At 75.9% G+C, this 23878-nt stretch carries 20 protein-coding genes and 1 pseudogene; 12 read left to right on the top strand and 9 right to left on the bottom strand.

Annotated features, from left to right (window positions below):
- Positions 1-146: 146 nt before the first annotated feature.
- On the bottom strand, positions 147-1199 hold the full coding sequence (locus TK50_RS13220) for a LacI family DNA-binding transcriptional regulator (RefSeq protein ID WP_043963018.1): 1053 nt from the start codon (positions 1197-1199) through the stop codon (positions 147-149).
- Between the two features lie 459 nt (positions 1200-1658).
- Between TK50_RS13220 and TK50_RS34860 the strand changes: the two are divergent.
- Positions 1659-3757: pseudogene (locus TK50_RS34860) on the top strand (cellulase family glycosylhydrolase).
- A 100-nt stretch (positions 3758-3857) separates the two neighbouring features.
- Here TK50_RS34860 and TK50_RS13210 read toward each other — a convergent pair.
- Complete coding sequence (locus tag TK50_RS13210) at positions 3858-4685, bottom strand: PIG-L family deacetylase (RefSeq protein ID WP_144420227.1); 828 nt, start codon at positions 4683-4685, stop codon at positions 3858-3860.
- A 73-nt stretch (positions 4686-4758) separates the two neighbouring features.
- Between TK50_RS13210 and TK50_RS13205 the strand changes: the two genes are divergently transcribed.
- Complete coding sequence (locus TK50_RS13205; RefSeq protein ID WP_043963017.1) at positions 4759-5472, top strand: hypothetical protein; 714 nt, start codon at positions 4759-4761, stop codon at positions 5470-5472.
- A 95-nt stretch (positions 5473-5567) separates the two neighbouring features.
- Here the strand turns inward: TK50_RS13205 and TK50_RS13200 are convergent, their stop codons facing one another.
- Positions 5568-6386, bottom strand: a complete 819-nt coding sequence (locus tag TK50_RS13200) for an IclR family transcriptional regulator (protein WP_277814339.1) — start codon at positions 6384-6386, stop codon at positions 5568-5570.
- A 140-nt stretch (positions 6387-6526) separates the two neighbouring features.
- Here TK50_RS13200 and TK50_RS13195 point away from each other — a divergent pair, with 140 nt between their 5' ends.
- Positions 6527-7462, top strand: a complete 936-nt coding sequence (locus TK50_RS13195; RefSeq protein WP_043963016.1) for an acetaldehyde dehydrogenase (acetylating) — start codon at positions 6527-6529, stop codon at positions 7460-7462.
- Positions 7459-8472, top strand: coding sequence for a 4-hydroxy-2-oxovalerate aldolase (dmpG, locus tag TK50_RS13190; protein WP_043963015.1), 1014 nt, complete (start codon positions 7459-7461; stop codon positions 8470-8472). The genes TK50_RS13195 and dmpG overlap by 4 nt, the downstream gene beginning before the upstream one ends.
- A 28-nt stretch (positions 8473-8500) precedes the next feature.
- On the opposite strand, the gene TK50_RS13185 is transcribed toward dmpG, so the two are convergent.
- The 6 genes from TK50_RS13185 to TK50_RS13160 all read right to left on the bottom strand — a co-directional run bounded on the left by TK50_RS13185 (position 8501) and on the right by TK50_RS13160 (position 16082).
- Positions 8501-9343, bottom strand: a complete 843-nt coding sequence (locus tag TK50_RS13185; protein WP_043963014.1) for a hypothetical protein — start codon at positions 9341-9343, stop codon at positions 8501-8503.
- The gene (locus TK50_RS13180; RefSeq protein ID WP_043963013.1) at positions 9340-9849 is read right to left on the bottom strand and encodes an RNA polymerase sigma factor; all 510 of its coding nucleotides are present in this window, start codon (positions 9847-9849) and stop codon (positions 9340-9342) included. The genes TK50_RS13185 and TK50_RS13180 overlap by 4 nt, the downstream gene beginning before the upstream one ends.
- A gap of 103 nt (positions 9850-9952) precedes the next feature.
- Positions 9953-10597: a hypothetical protein gene (locus TK50_RS13175; protein WP_043963012.1), complete on the bottom strand. Its 645-nt coding sequence runs from the start codon at positions 10595-10597 to the stop codon at positions 9953-9955.
- A 202-nt stretch (positions 10598-10799) separates the two neighbouring features.
- Positions 10800-12467 carry a PucR family transcriptional regulator gene (locus TK50_RS13170; RefSeq protein WP_199486017.1) on the bottom strand — a complete coding sequence of 556 codons (1668 nt, stop codon included), beginning with the start codon at positions 12465-12467 and terminating at the stop codon, positions 10800-10802.
- A 43-nt stretch (positions 12468-12510) separates the two neighbouring features.
- Positions 12511-15246 carry a molybdopterin-dependent oxidoreductase gene (locus TK50_RS13165; RefSeq protein ID WP_043963011.1) on the bottom strand — a complete coding sequence of 912 codons (2736 nt, stop codon included), beginning with the start codon at positions 15244-15246 and terminating at the stop codon, positions 12511-12513.
- Complete coding sequence (locus TK50_RS13160) at positions 15243-16082, bottom strand: FAD binding domain-containing protein (RefSeq protein ID WP_241773982.1); 840 nt, start codon at positions 16080-16082, stop codon at positions 15243-15245. The genes TK50_RS13165 and TK50_RS13160 overlap by 4 nt, the downstream gene beginning before the upstream one ends.
- A gap of 342 nt (positions 16083-16424) precedes the next feature.
- Between TK50_RS13160 and TK50_RS13155 the strand changes: the two genes are divergently transcribed.
- The 8 genes from TK50_RS13155 to alc all read left to right on the top strand — a co-directional run bounded on the left by TK50_RS13155 (position 16425) and on the right by alc (position 23863).
- Complete coding sequence (locus tag TK50_RS13155) at positions 16425-17126, top strand: nucleotidyltransferase family protein (RefSeq protein WP_241773981.1); 702 nt, start codon at positions 16425-16427, stop codon at positions 17124-17126.
- A complete protein-coding gene (locus tag TK50_RS13150; RefSeq protein ID WP_043963007.1) occupies positions 17119-18228 on the top strand; it encodes an XdhC family protein in 1110 nt (369 codons plus the stop codon). The genes TK50_RS13155 and TK50_RS13150 overlap by 8 nt, the downstream gene beginning before the upstream one ends.
- A gap of 178 nt (positions 18229-18406) precedes the next feature.
- Positions 18407-18913: a 2-oxo-4-hydroxy-4-carboxy-5-ureidoimidazoline decarboxylase gene (gene uraD / locus TK50_RS13145; protein WP_241773980.1), complete on the top strand. Its 507-nt coding sequence runs from the start codon at positions 18407-18409 to the stop codon at positions 18911-18913.
- Entirely contained in the window at positions 18900-19253 is a 354-nt protein-coding gene (uraH, locus tag TK50_RS13140; protein WP_043963006.1) for a hydroxyisourate hydrolase, read from the top strand. Before uraD ends, uraH begins: the two co-directional genes overlap by 14 nt.
- Before the next feature lie 3 nt (positions 19254-19256).
- Entirely contained in the window at positions 19257-20111 is an 855-nt protein-coding gene (gene pucL, locus TK50_RS13135; RefSeq protein WP_043963005.1) for a factor-independent urate hydroxylase, read from the top strand.
- 4 nt (positions 20112-20115) lie between these two features.
- Complete coding sequence (locus tag TK50_RS13130; protein WP_043964429.1) at positions 20116-21471, top strand: 8-oxoguanine deaminase; 1356 nt, start codon at positions 20116-20118, stop codon at positions 21469-21471.
- Complete coding sequence (gene allB / locus TK50_RS13125) at positions 21468-22784, top strand: allantoinase AllB (protein WP_043963004.1); 1317 nt, start codon at positions 21468-21470, stop codon at positions 22782-22784. The genes TK50_RS13130 and allB overlap by 4 nt, the downstream gene beginning before the upstream one ends.
- Entirely contained in the window at positions 22781-23863 is a 1083-nt protein-coding gene (gene alc, locus TK50_RS13120) for an allantoicase (protein ID WP_082106280.1), read from the top strand. The genes allB and alc overlap by 4 nt, the downstream gene beginning before the upstream one ends.
- Positions 23864-23878: the final 15 nt, after the last annotated feature.

Here is a 23878-nt window from a genome sequence, read left to right as displayed (position 1 = left end):
TGCTCCGTCGGTCACCGCTGCGGGCTCTCACCCGGAGATGTCGTCGTCACCTGCCACGCTGCGCTCCTGTCCTGGCTACTCGCGCCAGGATAGCCCACCGGGCCGCCCCCGGGCCGCGCTCGACCCGCCGGGCCGGGTCGGTCAGGTCAGCTCGCCGGGGGCGCGGTGCTCTGCCGGACGGTGAGGGTCGTCGCCAACTCCAGTCGCACCTGGGCGCTGCGTTCCCCCCGCCCGAGGGCGAGCGCCAGCTCGGTGGCGGTGGCGGCCATCTCGACCAGCGGCTGGTGGACGGTGGTCAGCGGGGGGTCGGTCAGCGCCGCCAGCGGCAGGTCGTCGAAGCCCACCACGCTGAGGTCGGCGGGGATCCGCAGGCCGCGCTCCCGCGCGGCCTGGTAGACGCCGAGGGCCTGCTGGTCGTTGCAGGCGAAGATCGCCGTGGGCCGGTCGGGTCGGCCCAGCAGGTCGAGCGCGGCGGACCTGCCGTCGACGGGGTTCAGCCCGGCGTGGACGACCAGGCCGGGCTCCACCGACAGGCCCGACGCGTCGATGGCGGCCCGGTAGCCGTCCAGCCGGGCCCGACAGCACAGGATGTGCTCCGGGCCCCCGATCATCGCGATGCGCCGGTGGCCCAGCTCGATCAGGTGGCGGGTGGCGGACCTCCCGCCGGCCCAGTTGGTCGCTCCGACGAACGGCACGTCGTCGGGCAGCTCGGTGGTGGGATCGAAGACCACGAAGGGGATCCCGCGGGCGCGTAGCTGGTCGTGCTGCTCCGCGCCGAGCTGGGCCACCACCACCAGGCAGTCCGGGCGGCGGGCGAGGGTGTCGTCGATCCAGTACCGGATCGCGTTGTGCTGCGGGCCGAACTCCGTCAGGACGACGCCGACCCGCTGCTTCCGGGCCGCCCGCTCGACGCCGCGGATGATCTGCAGGCCCCACATGTCCTCGATCTCGTCGAAGACGAGCTCCATCATGTTGCTGCGGGTGACGGGCGCCGACCGACGGTATCCGTGCTGGCTGAGGGCCGCCTCCACCCTGGCGCGGGTGTCGGCGGCGACGCCGGACCTCCCGTTGATCACCTTTGACACGGTCGGGATCGACACCCCGGCCGACCGGGCGATGACGGCGATCGTCACCGGCCTGGTCGAATCGGCGACCGAACCCGCCTCGTCGACCGGCTCGCCCGACTCGCCGTGCGTCAACCCGGCCTCCTCTGCAGCGCTCCCGCGACGGCCGCCCGCCACGCCAGTGCCGCGTGGCGGGCCACCAGCGTCGTTCCGCGCGCAAGGATAGCCGTTCGGCCGTCGCCCGACGGGCATCGATGGCTTTCCAGGCTCGATCTGAAACTTTCCAAAGTGGATCACCACGCGCTGGGGGAGGCTTTCTCACCTGGCGAGGACCCGGCAACCCCGCCGCCCGCCGGCACCACACCCCGGGGGGAGCGAGCTTCATTGACGCACATCACCGGTTGACGTACCGTCGGGCCAGAAACTTTCGGCCTTGACGGACCGATCGTTTCCATTCGGGAGCCTCGAAGGCCGCGGCGGACGCCTGGGCAGCGTCCGCACACTCCGCATTCTCCGGTCGCGCGGGCGGGCAGCGCTGTTCGCCCGCGCGGCCCCGCGTACCCCCTCAACCGCCACCATGGCGAGGAGTCCCTGATGAGTTCGCAGTACCTCGGAAAGACGCGACGGCGGATCGGCCTGATCGCCGCCGCGGTCGCCACGCTGATGATGGCGGGCACGATGGTCGCCGGCAACGCCCAGGCGGCGGCCGGCTGCCGGGTGGCGTACGCGGTGCCGTCCCAGTGGCAGGGCGGCTTCACCGCCGACGTGTCGGTCACCAACCTCGGCGACGCGGTCAACGGGTGGACGCTGGGCTGGACGTTCCCGTCCGGCCAGCGGGTCACCCAGGCGTGGAACGCCACGGTCACCTCGTCGGGTGACCAGGTCACCGCGAAGAGCATGAGCTACAACGCGGCGATCGCCACGAACGGCTCGGTCTCCTTCGGCTTCAACGGCTCGTGGTCGGGCAGCAACACCGCACCGACCTCGTTCACCCTCAACGGTGTGGCCTGCACCGGGAGCGTGGGCGGCACGCCGACCCCGACCCCGACCAGCACCCCTCCCCCGTCCCCGACGCCCACCACCTCGCCGTCGCCGTCGCCGGGTGGGGACGCGATGGCCACGGTCGCGGCGATGCAGCCCGGGTGGAACCTGGGCAACACCTACGACGCCATCCCCGACGAGACCGCCTGGGGCAACCCGCCGGTGACCCAGGCGCTGCTGCAGAAGATCCGTTCGCAGGGCTACCGCAGCATCCGGATCCCGGTGACCTGGAGCAACCACCACGGGCCCGCGCCGACGTACACCCTCGACCCGGCCTGGCTGGCCAAGGTCCGGCAGGTCGTCGACTGGTCGCTGGCGGAGGGTCTCTACGTGTTGGTCAACCTGCACCACGACTCCTGGCAGTGGATCAACACCTATCCCGGTGACCGCACGAACGTGATGAACCGGTACACCGCGCTGTGGACCCAGCTCGCCACCACCTTCCGCGACTACTCGGCGAAGCTGACGTTCGAGAGCATCAACGAGCCGCAGTTCGCCGGCACGTCCGGGGACGCCGAGAGCGACGAGGTGCTGCGTGAGCTGAACGTCGCGTTCGTCCGCCTGGTGCGTCAGTCCGGGGGCAACAACGCCACCCGGCTGCTCGTGCTGCCCACCCTCTACACCAACTCCAACCAGGAGCGGCTCGACGCGCTGACGGCCACGATCGACCAGCTCGGGGACCGCAACATCGCCGCGACCGTCCACTTCTACGGCTGGTGGCCGTTCAGCGTCAACATCGCCGGCGGCACCCGCTACGACAGCAACGTCGAGCAGGACATCGTCGACGGCTTCGACCGCGTCCAGCAGACGTTCGTCTCCCGGGGCATCCCGGTGATCGTCGGCGAGTGGGCGCTGCTCAGCTACGACTACACCCGGCCCGGGATCATCGAACGCGGCGAGCTGCTCAAGTTCTTCGAGGCCGTCGGCTACCACGCCCGGATCCGCAAGCTCACCACGATGCTCTGGGACGCGGGCTCGTTCCTCAACCGCAACACGCTGCAATGGCGGGACCAGGGCATCTACGACATGATGAAGGCGAGCCTGACCACCCGCTCCGCCACCGCCTCCTCGGACCAGGTCTACGTGCCCCGCACCGGCGCCATCACCAGCAAGTCGCTCACCCTGAACCTCAACGGGGCCACGTTCCAGGGCCTGCGGCAGGGCAGCACCAACCTGGTCTCCGGCACCGACTACACCGTCTCCGGCACCACCCTCACCCTGACCGCCTCGGCGCTGACCCGGCTGGTCGGCAGCCGCGCCTACGGCGTCAACGCCACCATCGAGGCCCGCTTCTCGCAGGGCGTGCCGTGGCAGATCAGCATCATCACCTACGACCCGCCGACCCAGGCGGCGGCCACCGGGACGACCAGCTCGTTCACCATCCCGACCCAGTTCCGCGGCGACCAGCTCGCCACCATGAGGCCACGTACGCCGACGGCAGCCCCGCCGGCCCGGCCAACTGGACCCCCTACAAGGAGTTCTGGTCCAACTTCCAGCCCGACTACACCGCGAACACGATCATCATGAAGCCCGAGTTCTTCGCCGAGGTCAAGGACGGTCCGGTCACGCTGACGTTCCACTTCTGGAGCGGCACGAAGATCAAATACCAGGTGACCAGGTCCGGGACGTCGGTCACCGGCGCGCCCGCCTGACCCGCGCCCGGCAACAGGCGGGGCCCGCAGCCAGGCGGCTGCGGGCCCCGTCGCGTCGGGGACAGCGGGGATACGGCCCGCCGGGGCGGGCGCGTCGGCCTCAGCGCAGCCCGGCGAACAGGTCGTCCTCGGGCGTCGGCGCGCCGGTGGTGTCGCGGACCCGGACGAAGGTCTCCACGCCCATCAGCTCGGTGAACCGTTCCTGGCCCAGTTGCAGGAAGAAGATGTTCTCGGCCTGGCTGGCGTGCGTGGCCAGCGACTCGAACTTCTGCGCGCCGTAGGCGCTCGTGTCCACCCAGGTGGTGATCTCCTCGTCGGGCAGGCCGAGCGGCGGCAGCTCCGCGGACCCGTCCGGCTCGGGGAACTCGGCGCCGATCTCCTTCATGACGCGGCCGAACTCCTGGAACGCGCTGCGCGGCACGGTGGTCCAGTAGACCTTCGCCGGGATGCCCGTCCGCTCGACGGCGGCCATGGTGATCCGGTGCGCCTGGATGTGGTCCGGGTGGCCGTAGAAGCCGTTCTCGTCGTAGGTGACGACGACGTCGGGCCGGTAGCGCCGCATCAACTCGGCCAGCCGGTCGGCCGCCTCCGCCACCGGCGTGTTCCAGAACGCGCCCGGCGCGTCGTTGGCCGCCCAACCCATCATGCCCGAGTCGGCGTAGTCGAGCGTCTCCAGGTGCGTGACCTTCAGCGCCTCGCAACTGGCCGCCAACTCGGCCCGGCGCATCGCCACCACGGCCTGCGGGTCGTGCGCCTCGTCCCCCGGCTTGACGCCGCCGGGACCGTCGCCGCACCCGCCGTCCGTGCAGGTCACGAGCACCGTCGTGATGCCCTCCGCCGCATAGCGGGCGAGGACGCCGCCGGTGCTGGTCGCCTCGTCGTCGGGGTGCGCGTGCACCGCCATCAGGGTCAGGTTTCGCTGGGCCACCCCACCACGATACGGGGCAAGCCCGGCCCACTAGCATTGCCGCGGTCCGCGACGTCTGCTGAATCGAGGCGAGATGCGTTGGCTGCGGCAGTTGCTGGGTGGCAACCGGGTCCAGCTCGACCCGGAGCGGCAGCAGGCGCTGCTGCGCGACGTCCGGCACCGGTACGGCGCCCGCTCGCAGGCGCGGTTCCCGGAACAGGCCGAGGCCATCGCCCGGCTGCTGGACGACGACGACGGGCTGGTGGTGGCGGCCCGGATCCTCGGCGAGGCCGCCGACGAGGCCCACGCGGAGCTGCAGGCCCAGGTGCACGACGTGCACCGGCGCACGGGCCGGCGGCTGCTGCTGCACCGCCGCAACTACCGGCCGCTGTGGAAGGAGGCCGGCCCCTCGCTGCGCTGGCCGTTGTTCGCGCTGCCGTCCGGCCTGCACCCGTACGCGCAGGTGGCCGCCGCCGTCGCGGTGGTCGGCAGCCGGGCGTCCCGGCTCGACCGGGTGACCGACCCGACCCCGCTGGTGACCCACGTGTTCGAGGTGCTCGACCTCACCACCGCCGGCTGGGAGTACGGCCGGGTGCGGGTGGACACCGACGCCGCCGCCCTGGCCGAGCGTCTGATCTCGACCGCCGGGCAGGTCCTCGCCACCATGGACGACCCGCCCCGGCTGCCGCCCGCGGTGCGCGAGCTGATGCGCCGCAACAACACCCTCGACGTGCACGACCCGACCGGCCCCCGGGTGGTCGGCGGGTTCAACCCGGGCGCGCGGATGCGGGAGGTCCTGCTCGCCTGAGGCCGCGCGGGCCGGCGGGCGGCGACGACCTGCGGCGACGGCCCCGACCGGGCCGCGCGGCGGTCCATCGCGAGCGGGCGGGCCGCCGGGGAGCCTCAGTCGTCGCCGGGCGCCCGGGACAGGACGCGGGAGAGGGCGAGGCTGGCGGTACGCACCGCCGGGGCGAGCCGGGCCGGCGGCAGCCGGTGGGCGGGCACCGAGATGGACAGCGCGGCGACGATCCGGCCGTGCACCAGGACGGGCGACGCCACGCAGGAGAGCCCCGGGGCCGCCTCCTGCCGGTCGTAGCCGACGCCGGCGTGGCGGATCCGGGCCAGCTCGTCGGCGAGCCGCCCGGGGTCGGTGACCGAGTGCGGGGTCAGCCGGGGCAGCGGCTGCGCCAGCACCTCGTCGATGAGCTCCTGCCCGGACCAGGCGAGCAGCACCTTGCCGAGGCCGGTGCAGGTCAGCGGCAGGCGACCGCCGACCCGCGACGGCGTGTCGACGCCCGCGTGTCCGCGGATCCGGTCGGCGTAGACGACGTCGAGGCCGTCGCGGACGCCGAGGTGGATGGTCTCGTGGGTGGCCTCGTAGAGGTCCTGCAGGAACGGCAGCGCGGCCTCGCGCAGGCGCAGCTTGACCGGCACGAGTTCGCCCAGTTCGAACAGCCCGATGCCGAGCCCGAAGCCCACCGGGGCGCGGCGCAGCAGCCCCAGCTCGACGAGTTGCTCGGCCAGCCGGTGCACGGTGGCCTTCGGCAGGCCCGTGCGCCGGGACAGCTCGGTCAGGCGCAGGGCCTCCTCCGCCGGGCGGAACGCGCGCAGCAGCCGTACCCCCCGGTCGAGCACGTTGCCCCGGGCGGGGCCCACCGGGCCGGACGACGACGCGCCCGGGCCGCCGGGGTCGGCGAATCCCGCCGTGTTGTTCCGTGGCATGGAACACGAGGTTGCCAGCCGGTGGGCGCGGCGTCTACACCTGGAGGCCGGGATGCCGGGTGCGCCAGCGCCGGCATGGTCGTCCCGCCGGGCGGAACGGCCGGGGTGTCCGTTTCGTCCCAGGCCAAGGAGCAGGAGACATGCCCAAGACGAAGGTCGCCATCATCGGCTCCGGCAACATCGGCACCGACCTGATGATCAAGATCCTGCGGGGGTCGGAGACGATGGAGGTCGCCGCCCTCGTCGGCATCGACCCCCGCTCCGACGGGCTGGCGCGGGCGGCGCGGCTCGGCGTGCCGGTCGTCCCGACCGGCGTGCGGGGGCTGCTCGACCATCCCGACTTCGGCGACGTCCGGATCGTGTTCGACGCCACGTCGGCGCAGGCCCACATCGCCAACGACGCCGCCCTGCGGGGGGCCGACCTCACGCTCGTCGACCTGACGCCGGCGGCGATCGGCCCGTACGTGGTGCCGCCGGTCAACCTCGACGAGCACCTCGGCGCCCGCAACCTGAACATGGTGACCTGCGGCGGGCAGGCGACCATCCCGATGGTCGCCGCGATCTCCTCGGCCGCCACCACGCACTACGCCGAGATCGTCGCCTCGATCTCGTCGCGCTCGGCCGGCCCCGGCACCCGGGCCAACATCGACGAGTTCACCGAGACCACCTCCCGGGCGATCGAGCAGGTGGGCGGGGTCCGGCGCGGCAAGGCGATCATCGTGCTGAACCCCGCCGAGCCGCCGCTGATCATGCGCGACACCGTCTTCTGCGTCGTCGACGACTGCGACCGCGACGCGGTCACGGCGGCGGTGCTGGCCATGGCCGAGAAGGTCCGGGCGTACGTGCCCGGGTACCGGCTCAAGCAGGACGTCCAGTTCCGCCGGATCACGGCGAGCAGCCCGGAAGCCGACCTCGTCCCGCACGCCCCACCCCGCGACCGCTGGGTGGTCAGCGTGTTCCTGGAGGTGGAGGGGGCGGGCCACTACCTGCCGACGTACGCGGGCAACCTGGACATCATGACCTCCGCCGCGCGGCAGGTCGGCGAGCGACTGGCGACGGCGGTGGCGGCCCGATGAGCACCCGGATCTACGTCCAGGACGTCACCCTCCGCGACGGCATGCACGCCATCCGGCACCGCTACACCCTCGACCAGGTCCGGGCCGTCGCCGCGGCCCTGGACGCCGCCGGCGTCGCCGCGATCGAGGTGTCGCACGGCGACGGGCTCGCCGGCAGCAGCATCAACTACGGCCCCGGGGCGCACACCGACTGGGAGTGGATCGAGGCCGCCGCCGAGGTGGTGCGCCGGGCGACCCTCACCGGCCTCCTGCTGCCCGGCATCGGCACCGTGCGCGAGCTGCGGAAGGCCTGGGACCACGGCGTCCGTTCGATCCGCATCGCCACCCACTGCACCGAGGCCGACATCGCCAACCAGCACATCGCCGCCGCGCGGGAGCTGGGCATGGACGTCTCGGGCTTCCTGATGATGTCGCACATGGCGCCGCCGAAGCTGCTCGCCGAGCAGGCGAGGATCATGGAGGCGGCGGGGGCGCACTGCGTCTACGTCACCGACTCCGGGGGCCGGCTGACGATGGACGGCGTCCGGGAGCGCGTGCGCGCGTACCGCGACGTGCTCGCGCCGGAGACCCAGATCGGCATCCACGCCCACCACAACCTCGGCCTCGGCGTGGCCAACTCGGTCGCCGCCGTCGAGGAGGGGGTGTACCGGGTCGACGCGTCCCTGGCGGGCCAGGGCGCCGGTGCCGGGAACTGCCCGATCGAGGCGTTCGTCGCCGTCGCCGACCTCACCGGCTGGGAGCACGGCTGCGACCTGTTCGCGCTCATGGACGCCGCCGACGACATCGTCCGCCCGCTCCAGGACCGTCCGGTGCGCGTCGACCGCGAGACGCTGACCCTCGGGTACGCCGGGGTCTACTCCAGCTTCCTGCGCCACGCCGAGGCCGCCGCCGCCGAGTACGGCCTCGACACCCGCAGCATCCTCGTCGAGGTGGGCCGGCGGAAGTTGGTCGGTGGCCAGGAGGACATGATCGTCGACATCGCGCTCGACCTGCGACGGCAGCGGTCGTAGCGGCCCGGCGCAGCCCCTCCCCGGCCGGTCAGCCCGGCGCGGAGCCGTTGTCGACCAGCCGGAACCGGGTGGTCACGGCCGCGTCGCCGGCCTCCTCCAGGATCAGTCCCCACGTCGGCGAGAACTGCAGGTACGCCGACTGGCTGCTGATCGCGTACGCCGAGCCGTCGCGGACGACCGTGAACCGCTGCCTCGGTTCGTCCCGCGCGCATCCGGCCGCCTCGACCCGCAGCGGCTCGCTGCCCGACGACCGGACCTCCCAGCAGGTGTCGGCCCCGTCGGGGCCGGGCTCTGCGGCGCGGATCTGGTAGGTGTCCCCCAGCGGCGCGAAGACGAACAGCTGGCGGCCCTCGTCGCCGTCGACCTCGGCCAGCCGGCCGCCGTCGAGCAGCGACACGCCGCCCGCCGAGGCGGCCACCCGGACGACGGTGACCTGACGCTGCCCGGACAGCACCGGGTCGCCACCCGGGGGGCCGGCAGGCGGGCCGGACGATCCGGTGGGCGGGGCGGACGTGCCGCCGGTCGGCCCGGACGACGTGCGCTCCGGCCCGGACGACGTGCGCTCCGGCGCGGGCGAGGTGCGGTCCGGCCCCGGCGACGTGGGGTCCGGCCAGGGCGACGCGACCGGGGCGGAGGTGGGGCCCGCCGGCCCGATCGGGACGGGGTGCGGCCGGCCACCGGACCCGGCGAGGGCGACACCCGCGCCGAGCGCGGCGACGGCGAGGGCGGCGAGCGACACCGACGCGGCCCGTCGCCGCCGGCGGCGGGCGTCGCCGCGCCGCCGGACGTCGGCGGCGGCGGGGACCGTCCCCTGCCCGCCGTGGCCCGCCAGCGCCCGCAGGGCGTCGGCGAGCTGGTTGTCAGAACTCATGACCGCGCCCTTTCGTCCACGCCGTGGTGCTCCGGTTCGGTCAGGTGTGCGGCGAGGGCCCGACGGCCCCGGGCCAGCCGCGTCTTGACGGTGTTCTCGTTGGTGCCGACCTCCGCCGCGATCTCGGCCACGCTCAGCCCGACCAGGTGGTACAGCACCACGGCCCGGCGTTGCTCGGCGGGAATGTGCCGCAGCGCGGCCACGATCGCGACGTGGTCGACCGAGGCCGCGTCGACGCGTTGCTCGGTGGCCTCCCGGCGGTGGGCACGCATCCGGTTGACGGTCTTGCGCCAGGCGCTGACCGCCACCCGGTACGCCACCCGGCGTACCCACGCCTCCGGGCTGTCGCACCCGCGCACCGCGGCCCAGCGGTCCCAGGCCCGGGCGTACGCCTCGGCCACCGCGTCCTCGGCCTCGGCCCGGTTGCCGACCATCGCGTACAACTGTCCCAGCACCCGGTGGGCGGACGCGGAGTAGAAGGCGTCGAACTCCGCGGCGTCACGCATCGGTCAAAGTCTCCACCAGAGCTGGTCGGTTCCGGAAATGGGGTCCTCCCGGGTGACGTCGGCGGCCCGGCGGGGGAACGGCCGGCCGGGCCGCCGACGGGGGTCACCGGCGCGGGGCGGGCCCCGTGTCGTTGAACCGGAAGCTGCTGACCGGCGGGGCGTCGCCCAGCTCCTCCAGGATCAGCCCGGACCGCGCCGAGTCGCGCAGGTACGCCCACCGGTTGCTGACCAGGTACTCGCGCGCCCCGCCGCCGGGGGCGGGCGCGATGGCGAACCGCTGCGCCGGGTCGTCCGCCCGGCAGGTGGCACCGGCGACGTACAGCGGCTGGCCGTTGTTCGGGTTGCGCGCCTGCCAGCAGACCGGCTTCCCGGTGCCGCCGCCGTAGTACGCCTTGATCAGGTACTCCCCCGCGCCCAGCGGGGTCGGCACGAAGACCTGCCGGCCACGGTCGTCGTCCACCTCGGCCAGCCGCCCGCCGTCGAGCAGGGACAGCCCCGACTCGAACGACCCCACCCGGACGATGGTGACCCGGCGCTTGCCCGACAGGACCGGGTCCGTGCTCGCCCGCGCCGCCGGTGCCGCCGGGGCCGCGGCCCCGGGCGGTGCCACCCCCGCCGCCACCGGCGCCGGCGCCACCCCGGCCGGCGCGGTGTCGCCCGCGGACGCGGACAGCGCGCCGTAGAGCGTCGCGGCGGCACCGGTCAACACCGCCAGGCCCGCCCCGGCGAGCCACCTACGCACCAACACCGTTACCTCCCCACTGCCCCGGCTCCCCGAGGCCCCGGCCGAGACCGGCCAGCCCTGCCGGCTGGCGGTCCTCGCTCGACTCGATCTGATGACGCGCGAGGCGGGCCGCAGGTTTCAGCAGATCCCATCGAGGTACGTCTGCGGCCGCGCGGTTGGCCGCCGGCCGGGCGCCGCCCCGGTCGGTCGGCGCCGGCCGCCGGGGTCAGGAACCGGACGGCCCGCCCAGCCGCAGGGCCAGGAAGAGGTCCACCCGGTCGGCGAACCGGTCGAGGTCGCGGCCGGTGAGCCGCTCGATCTGACCGATCCGGTACCGCAGGGTGTTGACGTGCACGTGCAGCGACTCGGCGCACCGCCGCCAGGCGCCGTTGGCGGACAGGAACGCGTTCAGGGTGTGCACCAGCTCCGTGCCGTGCTGCCGGTCGTAGCCGGTCAGCGGGTCCAGCAGCCGGGCCCGGAAGGCGCGCTGGGTGTCGGCCGGCACCCCGGCGAGCAGCATCAGGTGGGAGGCCACCTCGTCGGAGCGGACCACGGCCACCGGCCCGGGTCGGGCCGCCGCCGCGCGCAGGGCGTGGGTGGCCTCCTGCACGAGACCCGGCAGCGCCGTGGCGGCCCGGCCGGCGGTGCTGATCCCGACCGAGAGACGCCCGGTGCCCAGCCCGGCCGCCAGGACGTCGAGGGCGTCGCGGAACGCGCCGGCCACGCTCGCGGCGGTCGGCCCGGACGCGGCGTCGCCCACCACCGCCAGCAGGGTCCCGTCCGGCGCGTCACCGGGCAGCGCCGCCGTCACGGCCGCCGGCAGGCCCGTGGTGCGGATCGTCTCGCGCAGCACCGCCAGGGCCAGCGCCGGGGGCGTCCGCAGGCCGGTCAGGGTCGCGGCCAGCGCCACGAAGCCCCGGTCCGGCGCCAGCCCGCAGGCCCGCAGCCGGGCCCGCAGGTCGGCCTCGTCGCCGTCGCCGGCCAGCGCCCGCCCCACCTGGTCGGCCAGGCGCTGCTCGACCCGCTCGGCCTCGTCGGCCTGGGTCCGTTCCAGGGCGACCACGTCGACCAGCTCGGCCAGCACGTCGTCCCCGCCAGGCTCCGGCCCGGCCGGCGGGAGCGCCGCGGCCGGGCGGTGCGCCCCGTCCGGCACGTGCGCGCCGGCCGGGGCGCAGGCGAGCAGCCAGGACGCCATCCGGTGCTCCGGGGATCCGGTGATCGCGGTGACCGACACCCGGGCCCCGTCGACCCGGGTGGTCGTCGGCAGCCGGGTGGCTGTCAGGAAGGCGGTGCACAGCTCCCGGGCGGCCGGGGCCGGCAGCGGGGCGGTGCCGGCGATCAGCCGGCCGGCGGGCGAGAGCAACCAGCAGCGTACGCCCAGGTCGGCGGCGATGGCCGGGAGCAGGTCGGGCAGCCGGGCCCCCGCGGCCATCGCGGCGACCACCCCCCGCTGCCGGCCGAGCATGGTGGCCAGCCCGGTCGCCCGCTGCTTCCACACCGACGGCGCGAACGCCTCGATGACCTCGCGGAAGGACACCTCCACCGGAACCTCGAACAGGGGCACGTCGTGCCGGCGGCACGCCTCGACCAGGTCGGCCGGCACCCGGCCGAGAGCCGCGTGACCGGCGCCGATCGCGGTGACCCGGGCCGTGGCGCAGGACCGGACGAAGGTCTCGGCGTCCGTGGCCCCCCGCCGCCACATCAGGCCGGTGAGCACCACCTCCCCGCCGCGGAGGTAGCGGCGGGGGTCGGGCAGGTCGGTGACGAAGACCTGGGTCACCGGCCGGTCCAGCCCGTCGCCGCCGGTGAGCAGGGTCAGCCTGAGGGCCGGTAGGGCCAGCGCGTCGCGCAGCAGCATCGTCATCCCCGTCGTCGAGGAACCCGATCGGCACACGGTAGGACGGTGAGGTTTCGGTTACGTGTCCGATCCTCGCGGCTCACGGCGGAACGCGGCGGCCGTCCTGACCGGACAGACGGTGCCACACCCGGTCGCGGGTGAACGGCAGCTCGGTGAAGCGGACCCCGGTCGCGTCGCGCAGCGCGTTGGCCATGGCCGCGGCGACCGGGTTGAACGGGCTCTCGCTCATCGACTTCGCCCCGGCCGGCCCCACCGGGTCGGCGGTGCGCGCGAAGTGCACCTCCGTACGCGGCACGTCGGCGAAGGTCGGCAGGTGGTAGTCGCGGAAGCCGGTGGTGGTCACCCGGCCGCCGGCGTCGAGGCGGACGTGCTCGGCGAGGGTGGCGCCGAGGGCCTGCGCCACGCCCCCCTCGACCTGGGCGCGGCACTGCATCGGGTTCAGCACCGTGCCGGCGTCCGCGGCGTGCACGCTGCGCAGCACCCTGATCTCGCCGGTCTCGGGGTCGACGGCGACGCGGAACCAGTGGACGTTGAACGCCACCGACCGCTCGGCACCGTCGGCGTGCCCGGCGGCGGTCGGCGGGACGCCCCGGGCGGCGGCCAGCCGGTGCAGGTCGGCCAGGGGCAGCGGCGCGCCGCCGCCGTGGACGGCGTCGGGGCCCAGCCGCAGGCCGGCGGGGTCGGCGCCGGGGCGGGCCCCGGCCGCGAGGTCGAGCAGCAGCGCGCGCAGCGCGGTGGCCGCCCGGAGCACGGCGGTGCCCGCCACCGTCGTGGCGGTGGAGGCGAACGCGCCGGTGTCGTGCCCGACCAGCGCCGTGTCCGACTGCCGGACCCGGATCCGGTCCACTGTGGCCCCCAGCACGTCGGCGGCGATCTGCCGGTGGACCGTGGTGGAGCCGTTGCCGAACTCGGCCGTCCCCACGTCGAGCTGGTAGCCGCCGGCCGGGGTGAGGCTCAGTCGGGCCCGGCCGTGGTGTCCCCCCGGCGGCCCGGTCGCGATCATGGCCACAGCGGATCCCTCGCCGACCAGCCATCCGGCCGGCGCGCCGGCCCCGGTGCCCGGCCGCGCCGCCGCCGAGCGGACGACGTCGAGGCACTGGTCCAGGCCGTAGCTGCGGATCGCGAGGTCGGCCGCGTGGCCGGCCGGGGTGACCAGGTCGTCGCCGTCGCGGACGACGTTGCGGGCGCGGAACTCCTCCGGCGCGACGCCCAGCCGGCGGGCAAGCTCGTCGACGGCGGACTCGACGGCGAAGGAGACCTGGCCGAGGCCGTACCCCCGGAAGGCCCCGGCCGGGACGGTGTTGGTGTAGACCGCGAAGGCGTCGATGCGCGTGGCGGGGCACCGGTAGACGGCCACCGACTCCGCGCAGCCGTGGAAGAGCACCCCCGGGCCGTGGTTGCCGTACGCGCCGGTGTCCGAGACCACCCGCAGCCGCAGCGCGGTCAGCGTCCCGTCGCGCCGGCCGCCGACGCGGACCCGGACGGTGAACGGGTGCCGGGTGGTGGCGGCCGTGAACTGCTCGGCCCGGGTGAACTCCAGCTTCACCGGCCGCCCGGTGCGCAGCGCGGCGAGCAGCGCCACGTCCTCGACCAGCATCTCCTGCTTGCCGCCGAAACCGCCGCCGACCCGGCCGGCGACCACCCGGATCCGCTCGGCCGGCAGGTCGAAGATGCGGGCGAGGGCCCGCCGGGTGAGGAACGGCGTCTGGGTGCTGCTGCGCACGACGATCCGCCCGTCCGGGTCGAACGACACGATGGCGCAGTGCGTCTCCAGGTGCGCGTGCTGCACCCGCTGGGTGCGGAACGTCTCCTCGTACACCACGTCGGCGGCGGCGAACCCGGCGGCGACGTCGCCGCACCCGCCGTGCAGCTCGGCGGCCACGTTGCCGGCCGGTCGGGCGATCCGGGACCGCGCGCCCTTGTCGCCGTGGATCGCCGGCGCGCCCGCCCGCATCGCCCGCTCGGGGTCGGTGACGGCGGGCAGCGGCCGGTAGTCGACGCGGACCAGGGCGCAGCCCTGCTCGGCGGCGGCCTCGGTCTCGGCGACCACGGCGGCGACCCGCTGCCCGACGTGCCGGACCACGTCGTCGAGGACCCGGGTGTCGGCCGGGTCGTCGTCGGGGTTCTCGTGCTGGGCGGTGGAGAAGAGCGTCGCCGGGGCGTCCCGGTGGGTGAGGACGGCGAGCACGCCGGGCACGGCCAGGGCCGCGCTCGCGTCGATGTCGACGATCCGGGCGTGCGGCAGCGGGGAGCGGACCAGCCGGACGTGGGCCAGGCCGGGCACCGAGACGTCGGCGGTGAACCGGGCCGCGCCGGTGACGATGTCGGGCCCGGCCGGGGCCGGCAGGTTACGGCCCACCGCCTCGCCCGGTGCCGCGTCCTCGGTGGTGCGGACGCCGTGCAGCGCGTCGGCGATCGACCGGTACCCGGTGCACCGGCACAGGTTGCCCTTCAGCGCGGCGGGCAGGTCGGCGCGCTGCGCCTCGTCGAGGGCGACGGCGGTCATGATGAACCCGGCGGTGCAGAAGCCGCACTGGAAGCCCTGGGCGTCGAGGAACCGCCGTTGCGTCTCGGCCCCGCCGGGCACCGCGGCGACGCCCTCGATGGTGGTCACCTCGCGGCCGACGGCCCGCACGGCGGGATAGAGGCAACTGTGCACCGGCACGCCGTCGACGTGCACCGTGCACGCCCCGCAGTCGCCGGTGTCGCAGCCCTTCTTCACCCCGAACCAGCCCTGTTCCCGCAGGTAGCCGCGCAGGCACTGGCCGCCGGTCGGCGCGACGGCGCACGGCTGGCCGTTCACCCGTACGCTCACCGCGCCGTCGCCCGTGCCAGCTCGGCGCGGACCTGCTCGGCCAGTCGCAGGGTCATCCGCCGCCGCCACGCCGGCAGGCCGTGCACGTCGTCGTACCAGTCCCCGGCGGGGATCCGGGCGTCCAGCAGCTCGGCCAGCTCACCCGGCCGGGGCGGGCCGGGCAGGGCGACGCCGACCGGCCGCCGGGTGGCGGCGGTCACGGTGATGGTGAACGCCCCGGTGTCGGAGTCCCGGTGACCGACGACGAGCGCCGCCGAACGGCCGAGCGGGTGCAGCGACGCCCGCCGCAGCGCGAACCGGCCGCCCAGCACCCGCGCGGGCAGGCGGATCGTGTGCAGGTACTCGTCCGGGCGCAGCACCGTGACGCCCACGTCGCGGACCAGCCCGGTCGCCGGCACGCGCCGTCGCCGCCCGGCCAGGTCCCGGATCAGGCAGCTCCCCGCGGCGGCGGTGACCAGCGAGATCATCGGCCCGGCCGGCAGCGCCGCGCAGAGGTTCCCGCCGACCGTCGCGACGTTCCACACCTTGAACGAGGCGAGGAACGCGTCGCAGCAGCCCCGGATCAGCGGGCCCAGCGACGGCCAGCACGGCGGCGGCGCGTACCGGGACAGCTCGGCGACGGTGCAGGTCGCGGCGACGTCGAGGCCCGGCTCGTCCGGGTCGGGGCTGACCCGCAGCGGGGGCCAGCCCAGGGCGGTGAGGTCGCGCAGCCGGCGGACCTGCGGTTGCGGCTGCGCGAAGAGGTGGGTGCCGCCGCCGAGCCAGCGGTCGCCCTCCCGCCACGCGTCGGCGTCCGCGGCGATCACGTCCTGCACGGTGAACAGGTCCACAGGCATCGCGCTTTCGTTGGGGGCGGATGCCGCCGGCCGAAGCGCCCGGGGTACGGGGGCGGGCCGGCGGCGGTGGCCGTTCAGGGGAATCCAAGCAACCCGGCCGCCGGCCCGACAATGCGCGCCGGCGACAACGCGGCCGGGGGGCGGGACCGTCCCGGTTGGACGAAGCTCCAAACCGGGGCGGGCGGGGCCGGGCCGGGGGCGGACACCCTTGACAGCCTCCCGGCCCGCTCCGCATGGTGGGCCGGTCCGACGCCGTTCGGGCCGCGCCGCGCCGGGACCGCCCGTGGCCCGGCGCGGGCCATCGGCGGGCGTGGGCGCTCCACCCGGCGCGAGGGAGACGTCGTGCAGCTGTCCCGTACCCCCGGTTCGCCCCCCGCCGTCGCCGGGCTGGTGCTCGCCGCCGGCGCCGGCCGCCGCTACGGCAGGCCCAAGGCGCTCGTGCACCACCGCGGCTCGCTGCTGGTGGAACGCGCGGTGCGTACCCTCGTCGGGGCCGGCTGCTCGCCGGCGCTGGTGGTGCTCGGCGCGGCGGCCGACCGGGTCCGCGCCGACGCCGACCTCTCCGCCGCCCGGGTGGTGGGCAACCCCCGGTGGGCCACCGGGCTGGGCTCCTCGCTGCGGGTGGGGCTGCGGGCGCTGGCCGGCACCGAGGCGGTGGCCGTGGTGGTGCTGCTGGTCGACATGCCGGGCGTCTCCGCCGAGGCGGTGCGGCGGGTCGCGGCCGGCGCCACCCCGGCGTGCCTGGCCACGGCCGGCTACGGGCCGGGCCGCCGGGGTCATCCGGTGCTGCTGGGCCGGGAGCACTGGGCCGGCGTGTGCGCCTGCGCCGTCGGTGACAGCGGCGCGGGCAGCTACCTGCGGCAACGGCTCGACCGGGTGCGGATCGTGCCGTGCGCCGACGTGGCCGACGACGCCGACCTCGACGTCCCGCCCGCCGCCCCCGCCGCCGCCACACCGACCGCCGCCGCCGGGCTCGCCCTCGCCGCCACGCCGACCTCCGCCACCGGGTCCGCCGCCGCCGACGGGCGGCCGGGCCGTGGATGAGGTGCTCGCCGAGCTGGTGCGCCGCTGCGCCGACGGCGACGCCGTCGGCCTGGCCACCGTCGTCGAGACCTGGCGCAGCGCGCCCCACCCGGCCGGCACCGCGATGCTGGTCGGCCCGGACGGCGCGGTCACCGGCAGCGTCTCCGGCGGCTGCGTCGAGGCCGCGCTGCACGAGTCCTGCCGCCAGGCCGTGCGCACCGGGCGGCCCGCGCTGCTGCGCTTCGGGGTGACCGGTGCCGACGCGTTCGCGGCGGGCCTGACCTGCGGGGGAACCATCGAGGTGTACGTCGAGCGGGTCGACCGCGCCGGCTTCGCGGAGCTGCCGGTGCTGGCCGGTGCCGTCCGCGCGGGCACGGCCGTGGCGGTGCTGACCTGCGTGCAGGGGCCGCCGGGGCGGCTCGGCCGGCGGATGGTCGCCGGGCCGGACGGCCACCACGGCAGCCTCGGCGACCCCCGGCTGGACGAGGCGGCGCTGGCCGCCGGCCGCCGGCTGCTGGCCGAGGGCCGTAGCGGGCCGGTGCGGCTGCCGCCCGCCGGTCCCGGCGCGGCGGGACAGGTGCGGGTGCTGGTGCGCTCCTATCCCCCGCCGCCCCGGCTGATCGTGTGCGGCGCGATCGACGTGGCGGCCGAGCTGGCCCGCGTCGGCGTCGTCCTCGGCTACCGGGTCACCGTCTGCGACGCCCGCCCGGTCTTCGCCACCGCGCGCCGCTTCCCGCAGGCCCGGGAGGTGGTGGTCGACTGGCCGCACCGCTACCTCGCGGCCGAGGCCGAGGCGGGGCGGCTGGACGGGCGCACCGCCGTGTGCGTGCTCACCCACGACCCCAGGTTCGACGTCCCGGTGCTGCGGCTGGCCCTCGACCTCCCGCTGGGCTTCGTCGGGGCGCTGGGGTCCCGGCGGACCCACCACGACCGGCTCGGCCGGCTCCGCGAGGCCGGCGTCACCGAGGCGGCGCTGGCCCGGCTGAGCTCCCCCGTGGGCCTGGACGTGGGGGGCCGCGACGCCGCCGAGGTCGCGGTCAGCATCGCCGCGGAACTCGTCGCGGTGCGGCACGGCCGCGCGGGCGGCCGGCTGCGCGACGCCACCGGCAGCATCCACGGCTGACGCGCCCGCTCGCCCTGGCAACGGCTGCGGCTGCGCGTGGTCGGGCCCGGTGGGCGCTGGACGAACGTACAACGGCGGGGCCGGCGAGCCCGGCGGTTTTGGTCGTCGCGGCGCTGTCGACCCCGCCGGCCGGCCTGTTTGACTGCTCCTGCGAGAGGCGGGCCAGGGGAGGCGACCGGTGACACGGATCGAGGAGTTCAACGCCCTCGCCCCGCAGCGGGCCGAGGACGATCTGCTGGCCTGCTGCGCCGTGCCCCGTTGGGCCCGCGAGGTCGCGGCCGGGCGGCCGTACCCGGACCTGGCCGCGCTGCTGGCCACGGCGCAGGCCGCCAGCGCGCGGCTGACCTGGCCGGAGGTCGCGCGGGCCCTCACCGCCCACCCGCGCATCGGCCAGCGCCCGGCCGGGCAGCGCCGGGAGGACGGCTGGTCGCGCGCCGAACAGTCCGGCCTCGACGCAGCGTCCGCCCGGACCCGGGCCGCCATCGCCGAGGCCAACGAGGCGTACGAGCGCCGCTTCGGGCACCTGTTCCTGGTCTGCGCCGCCGGCCGCAGCGACACGGAGCTGCTCGCCACCGCCCGGGACCGGCTGGCGCACGACGAGGCCACCGAACGGGAGGTGGTACGCGGGGAACTGGCGAAGATCGCCGCGCTGCGGATCAGGAAGCTGCTCGATGGGCCGGCCTGACGCGGGGGCGACCGCGCCGCTGTCCACGCACGTGCTGGACACGGTCGTCGGCGCGCCCGCGCCGGGCATCGGCGTCCGGCTCGACCGGCTCGACGGCACGCGGTGGCGGCAGGTCGCCGCCGGCCGCACCGACGCCGACGGCCGGCTGCGCGACTGGGTGCCGGCGGCACAGTGGAGGGTCGGCCGGTACCGGCTCGTCTTCGGCCTCGACGGGCACCTCGGGCCGGATCCCTTCTTCCCGGAGGTGGTGCTCACCTTCACCGTCGGCGACCCCACGGCGCACCTGCACCTGCCGCTGCTGCTCAGCCCGTTCGGCTACACCACCTACCGAGGGAGTTGACAGATGGGAATCGTGCTGGGGCCCAACCGGTACGGCAAGGCCCAGGTGCGCGTGGTCCACGTGGTCCGCGACGGCGACCGGCACACGCTGCGGGACCTCGACGTGCGCACCGCCCTCGCCGGCGACCTGGCCGCCACCCATCTCACCGGCGACAACAGCCAGGTGCTGCCGACCGACTCGCAGAAGAACACGGTGTACGCGTTCGCCCGCAAACACGGCGTCGCCTCCCCCGAGGCGTTCGCGCTCCTGCTGGCCCGGCACTTCGTGCACAGCCAACCGGCCGTCCGGCGCGCCGAGGTGGCGGTGCGGGAGTTCGGCTGGCAGCGGCTCGGGCAGCACTCCTTCCAGCGCGGCGGCGCGGAGACCCGCACCGCGACGGCCACCTACGACGGCGAGACCGTCCGGGTCGTGTCGGGGCTGACCGACCTGGTGCTGTTGAACACCACGAACTCCGAGTTCCACGGCTTCGTGCGCGACGAGTACACGACGCTGCCGGAGACCACCGACCGGATCCTGGCCACCGCCGTGGACGCCCGCTGGCGGCACCTCGACGCCGACGCCGACTGGGACGCCGCTTACCGGCAGGTGCGCGAGGCGCTGGTCGCCGCGTTCGTCGAGACGTACAGCAGGTCGTTGCAGCAGACCCTGTACGCGATGGGCCGCCGGGTGCTGGAGGCCAGGCCGGAGGTGGCGGAGATCAAGCTGTCGCTGCCCAACCGGCACCACATCCCGGTCGACCTGTCGCCGTTCGGGCTGGACAACCCCAACGCCGTCTTCGTCGCCACCGACCAGCCGTACGGGGTGATCGAGGGCACCGTCGGCCGCGACGGTGTCGCCCCGGCCGACGGCGACTGGTGACGCCGTGATCGTCATCGACAACTGCGCCGTCGCCACGGTCGACGCCGCCGGCACCGAGCACCGCGCCGGGCACGTGGTGATCGGCGACGACGGGCGGATCGCCGCCGTCGGGGCCGGGCCGGCCGGCCCGGTGGACCCGTCGGCCCGCCGGGTCGACGGCACCGGCTGCCTGGCCACCCCGGGCCTGGTCAACACCCACCACCACCTCTACCAGTGGGTGACCCGGGGGCTGGCCCAGCAGTCGGACCTGTTCGGCTGGCTCACCAGCCTCTACCCCGTCTGGGCGCACCTGGACGCCGACATCGTCCACGCGGCGGCGGCCGCCGGGCTGGGCTGGCTCGCCCTGTCCGGCTGCACCACCAGCACGGACCACCACTACGTGTTCCCCCCGGGCGGCGACGACCCGCTGGCCGCCGAGATCGAGGCCGCCCGGCTGGTCGGGCTGCGCTTCCAGCCGTGCCGGGGGTCGATGGACCTCGGCCGGTCGGCGGGCGGCCTGCCCCCGGACTCGCTCGTGGAGGGCACCGAGGCGGCGCTGCTGGCCACCGAGGCCGCCATCGACCGCCACCACGACCCGTCCCCCGGCTCGATGCTGCGCGTCTCCGTCGCCCCGTGCTCGCCGTTCTCGGTCACCGGCACCCTGATGCGGGAGTCCGCCGCGCTGGCCCGGAGGCGGGGGGTCCGGCTGCACACCCACCTCGCGGAGACCGTCGAGGAGGAGGAATACTGCCGCGCCACCCACGGCTGCACCCCGGTCGAGTACGCCGAACAGCTCGGCTGGCTCGGCGACGACGTGTGGCTGGCCCACGGCGTACACCTGGCCGACCCGGCGGTGGCGATGCTGGCCGCCACCGGCACGGCGGTGGCGCACTGCCCCAGCTCGAACGCCCGCCTCGGCGCCGGCATCGCCCGCGTGCCGGACCTGCTCGCCGCCGGGGTGCCGGTGGGCCTCGGCGTCGACGGCGCGGCCTCCCAGGAGGCCGGCCAGCTCGGCGCGGAGCTGCGCCAGGCGCTGTACGCGGCCCGCCTGCGCGGCGGCCCGGCGGCGCTGACCGCCCGGCAGGCCCTCGCCCTGGGCACCATGGGCGGGGCGCGGTGCCTCGGCCGCGCCGACGAGATCGGCTCGCTGGAGGTGGGCAAGCTCGCCGACGTCGCGCTCTGGCGGGTCGACGGGCTGGGCCACGCCGGCATCGACGACCCGGTGGCGGCGCTGGTGCTCGGCCCACCAGCGCCGCTGGCGCTGCTGCTGGTCGGCGGCCGGACCGTCGTCGAGGACGCGGAGCTGCGCACCGCCGACGCCGACGCCCTCGCCCGGGCGGCCACCGGCGCGCACCGCCGGCTGCTGGAGCGGGCCCGATGAGGTACGACCTGGTGGTTCGCTCCCGCCGGGCGGTGCTGCCGCACGGGCAGCGGCCGGCGGCGGTCGCCGTGGCAGACGGCCGGATCGCCGCGCTCGCCGGCTACGACGCGCCGCTCGACGCCGTCGTCGACGAGGACCTGGGCGACGTCGCCCTGCTGCCCGGCCTGGTGGACACGCACGTGCACGTCAACGAGCCCGGCCGCACCGAGTGGGAGGGTTTCGCCAGCGCCACCCGGGCCGCCGCGGCCGGCGGCGTCACCACCCTGGTCGACATGCCGCTCAACAGCGTCCCGCCGACGGTCACCGTGGCCGCGCTGGAGACGAAGCGCGCCGCCGCGCGGGGCCGCTGCCACGTCGACGTCGGGTTCTGGGGCGGCGTCGTGCCGGGCAACCTCGGCGACCTCGTGGCGCTGCGCCGGGCCGGGGTGTTCGGCTTCAAGGCGTTCCTCGTCGACTCCGGCGTGCCGGAGTTCCCGCCGGTCGACGCCGGCCTGCTGGAGCGGGCCCTGGCGACGGTCGACGCGCTCTTCGTCGTGCACGCCGAGGACCCCGGGTCGGTACGCGGGTCGCCCCCGTCGCCGCGCTACGCCGACTTCGTGGCGTCCCGGCCGCCGGAGGCCGAGCGGTCGGCCGTCGCCACGGTGGTGGCCGCCGCCCGCCGCACCGGCTCCCGCGTGCACGTGCTGCACCTGTCGTCGGTCGGCGCCCTGCCCGAGCTGGTCGCCGCGCGGGCCGACGGCGTGCGGCTGACCGTGGAGACGTGCCCGCACTACCTCGCGTTGGCGGCCGAGCAGGTACCCGACGGCGCGACGGAGTTCAAGTGCTGCCCGCCGATCCGGGACCGGGACAACCAGGACCGCCTCTGGGCGGCGCTGGCCGACGGCACGGTGGACTGCGTGGTCAGCGACCACTCGCCCTGCCTGCCGGAGCTGAAGCGGGCCGACACCGGTGACTTCGCCGCCGCCTGGGGCGGCATCGCGTCGGTGCAGCTCAGCCTGCCGGTGGTGTGGACCCAGGCCCGTCGCCGGGGGCACGGCCTTTCCGATGTCATCCGGTGGATGGCCACCGGCCCGGCCGACCTGGTCGGGCTGCCCGGCAAGGGGCGGATCGCGGTGGGCGCCGACGCGGACCTGGTGGCCTTCGACGCGGACGCCGGCTTCCGCGTCGAGCCGGGCCTGCTGCGCCACCGGCACCCCGTGACGCCGTACGCCGGCCAGCGGCTGACCGGGGTGGTGCGGGCCACCTGGCTGCGCGGCGAACCGGTCACCGGCGACGCCCCGCACGGCCGGCTGGTGCGGGCGGGTGCGGCATGAGCGGCCGTCCCGAACCGGCCGCCCGTCCCGACCCGGCTGACCTGGCCGACCTCGCCGCCCTGCCCGATCTGGCGTCACGCGCCTTCGGCGGCGGCGTGGTCGCCGCCAACGACGAGTTCTTCGCCGCCGCGGACAACCTGGTCGACCCGCTGCCGCCGACGTTCTCCCCCCGCACGTTCGCCGCGAAGGGCCAGGTCTACGACGGCTGGGAGACCCGCCGCCGCCGCGAGCCCGGCTCCGACCACGCCATCGTCCGGCTCGGCCTGCCGGGCGTCGTGCGGCTGCTGGTCGTCGACACCAGCTTCTTCACCGGCAACTATCCGCCGTTCGCCGCCGTCGACGGGTGCGCCGTCGACGGCTACCCGGGGCCGGACGAGCTAGCCGGGACGCGCTGGGTGCCGCTGCTCGACCGCTCGCCGCTGGCCGGCGACAGCCGCAACGTCTTCCCGGTCGACGTGCCCCACCACGTCACCCACGTGCGGCTCACCATCTTCCCCGACGGCGGCGTCGCCCGGCTGCGGGTGCACGGGGACGTGGTGCCCGACCCCCGGTTGCTGCCCGACGTCCTCGACCTGGCCGCGACGGAACACGGCGGCCGGGTGCAGGCGTGCAGCGACCGGTTCTACGGCGCCCCGCAGAACCTGCTCGCCCCCGGCCCCGCCCGGGTGATGGGCGAGGGCTGGGAGACCGCCCGCCGCCGCGACGACGGCAACGACTGGGTGCTGGTCCGGCTGGGCGTGCCGGGGGTCGCGCAGTTCGTGGACCTGGACACCAGCCACTTCAAGGGCAACGCCCCGGGCCGGGCCACGCTGCGCGCCGCCGACGAGCGCCACGGCGACCTCGACGACCCGGCGGCGTGGTTCCCCCTGCTGCCGGAGACCCGGCTGCGGCCGGACACCCGGCACCGCTTCCCGGTCGACGCGCCCCGGGCCGCCACCCACGTCCGGCTGGACATCTTCCCCGACGGCGGAATGGCCCGGCTGCGGGTGACCGGCCGGATCGACGCCGCCGGCCGGGACGCTCTGGTCGCCCGCTGGCGGCGCACCCGGCCGCCGACGGCCGGCCCCGGCGGCGGCTGAACCCGGCCGGTCGCG

Origin of the sequence: Micromonospora haikouensis (assembly GCF_000876225.1) — a bacterium.
Classification (GTDB): domain Bacteria; phylum Actinomycetota; class Actinomycetes; order Mycobacteriales; family Micromonosporaceae; genus Micromonospora; species Micromonospora haikouensis.
The sequence above is the reverse complement of the archived record's forward strand: the minus strand, read 5'-3'. Positions and strand labels throughout refer to the sequence as shown.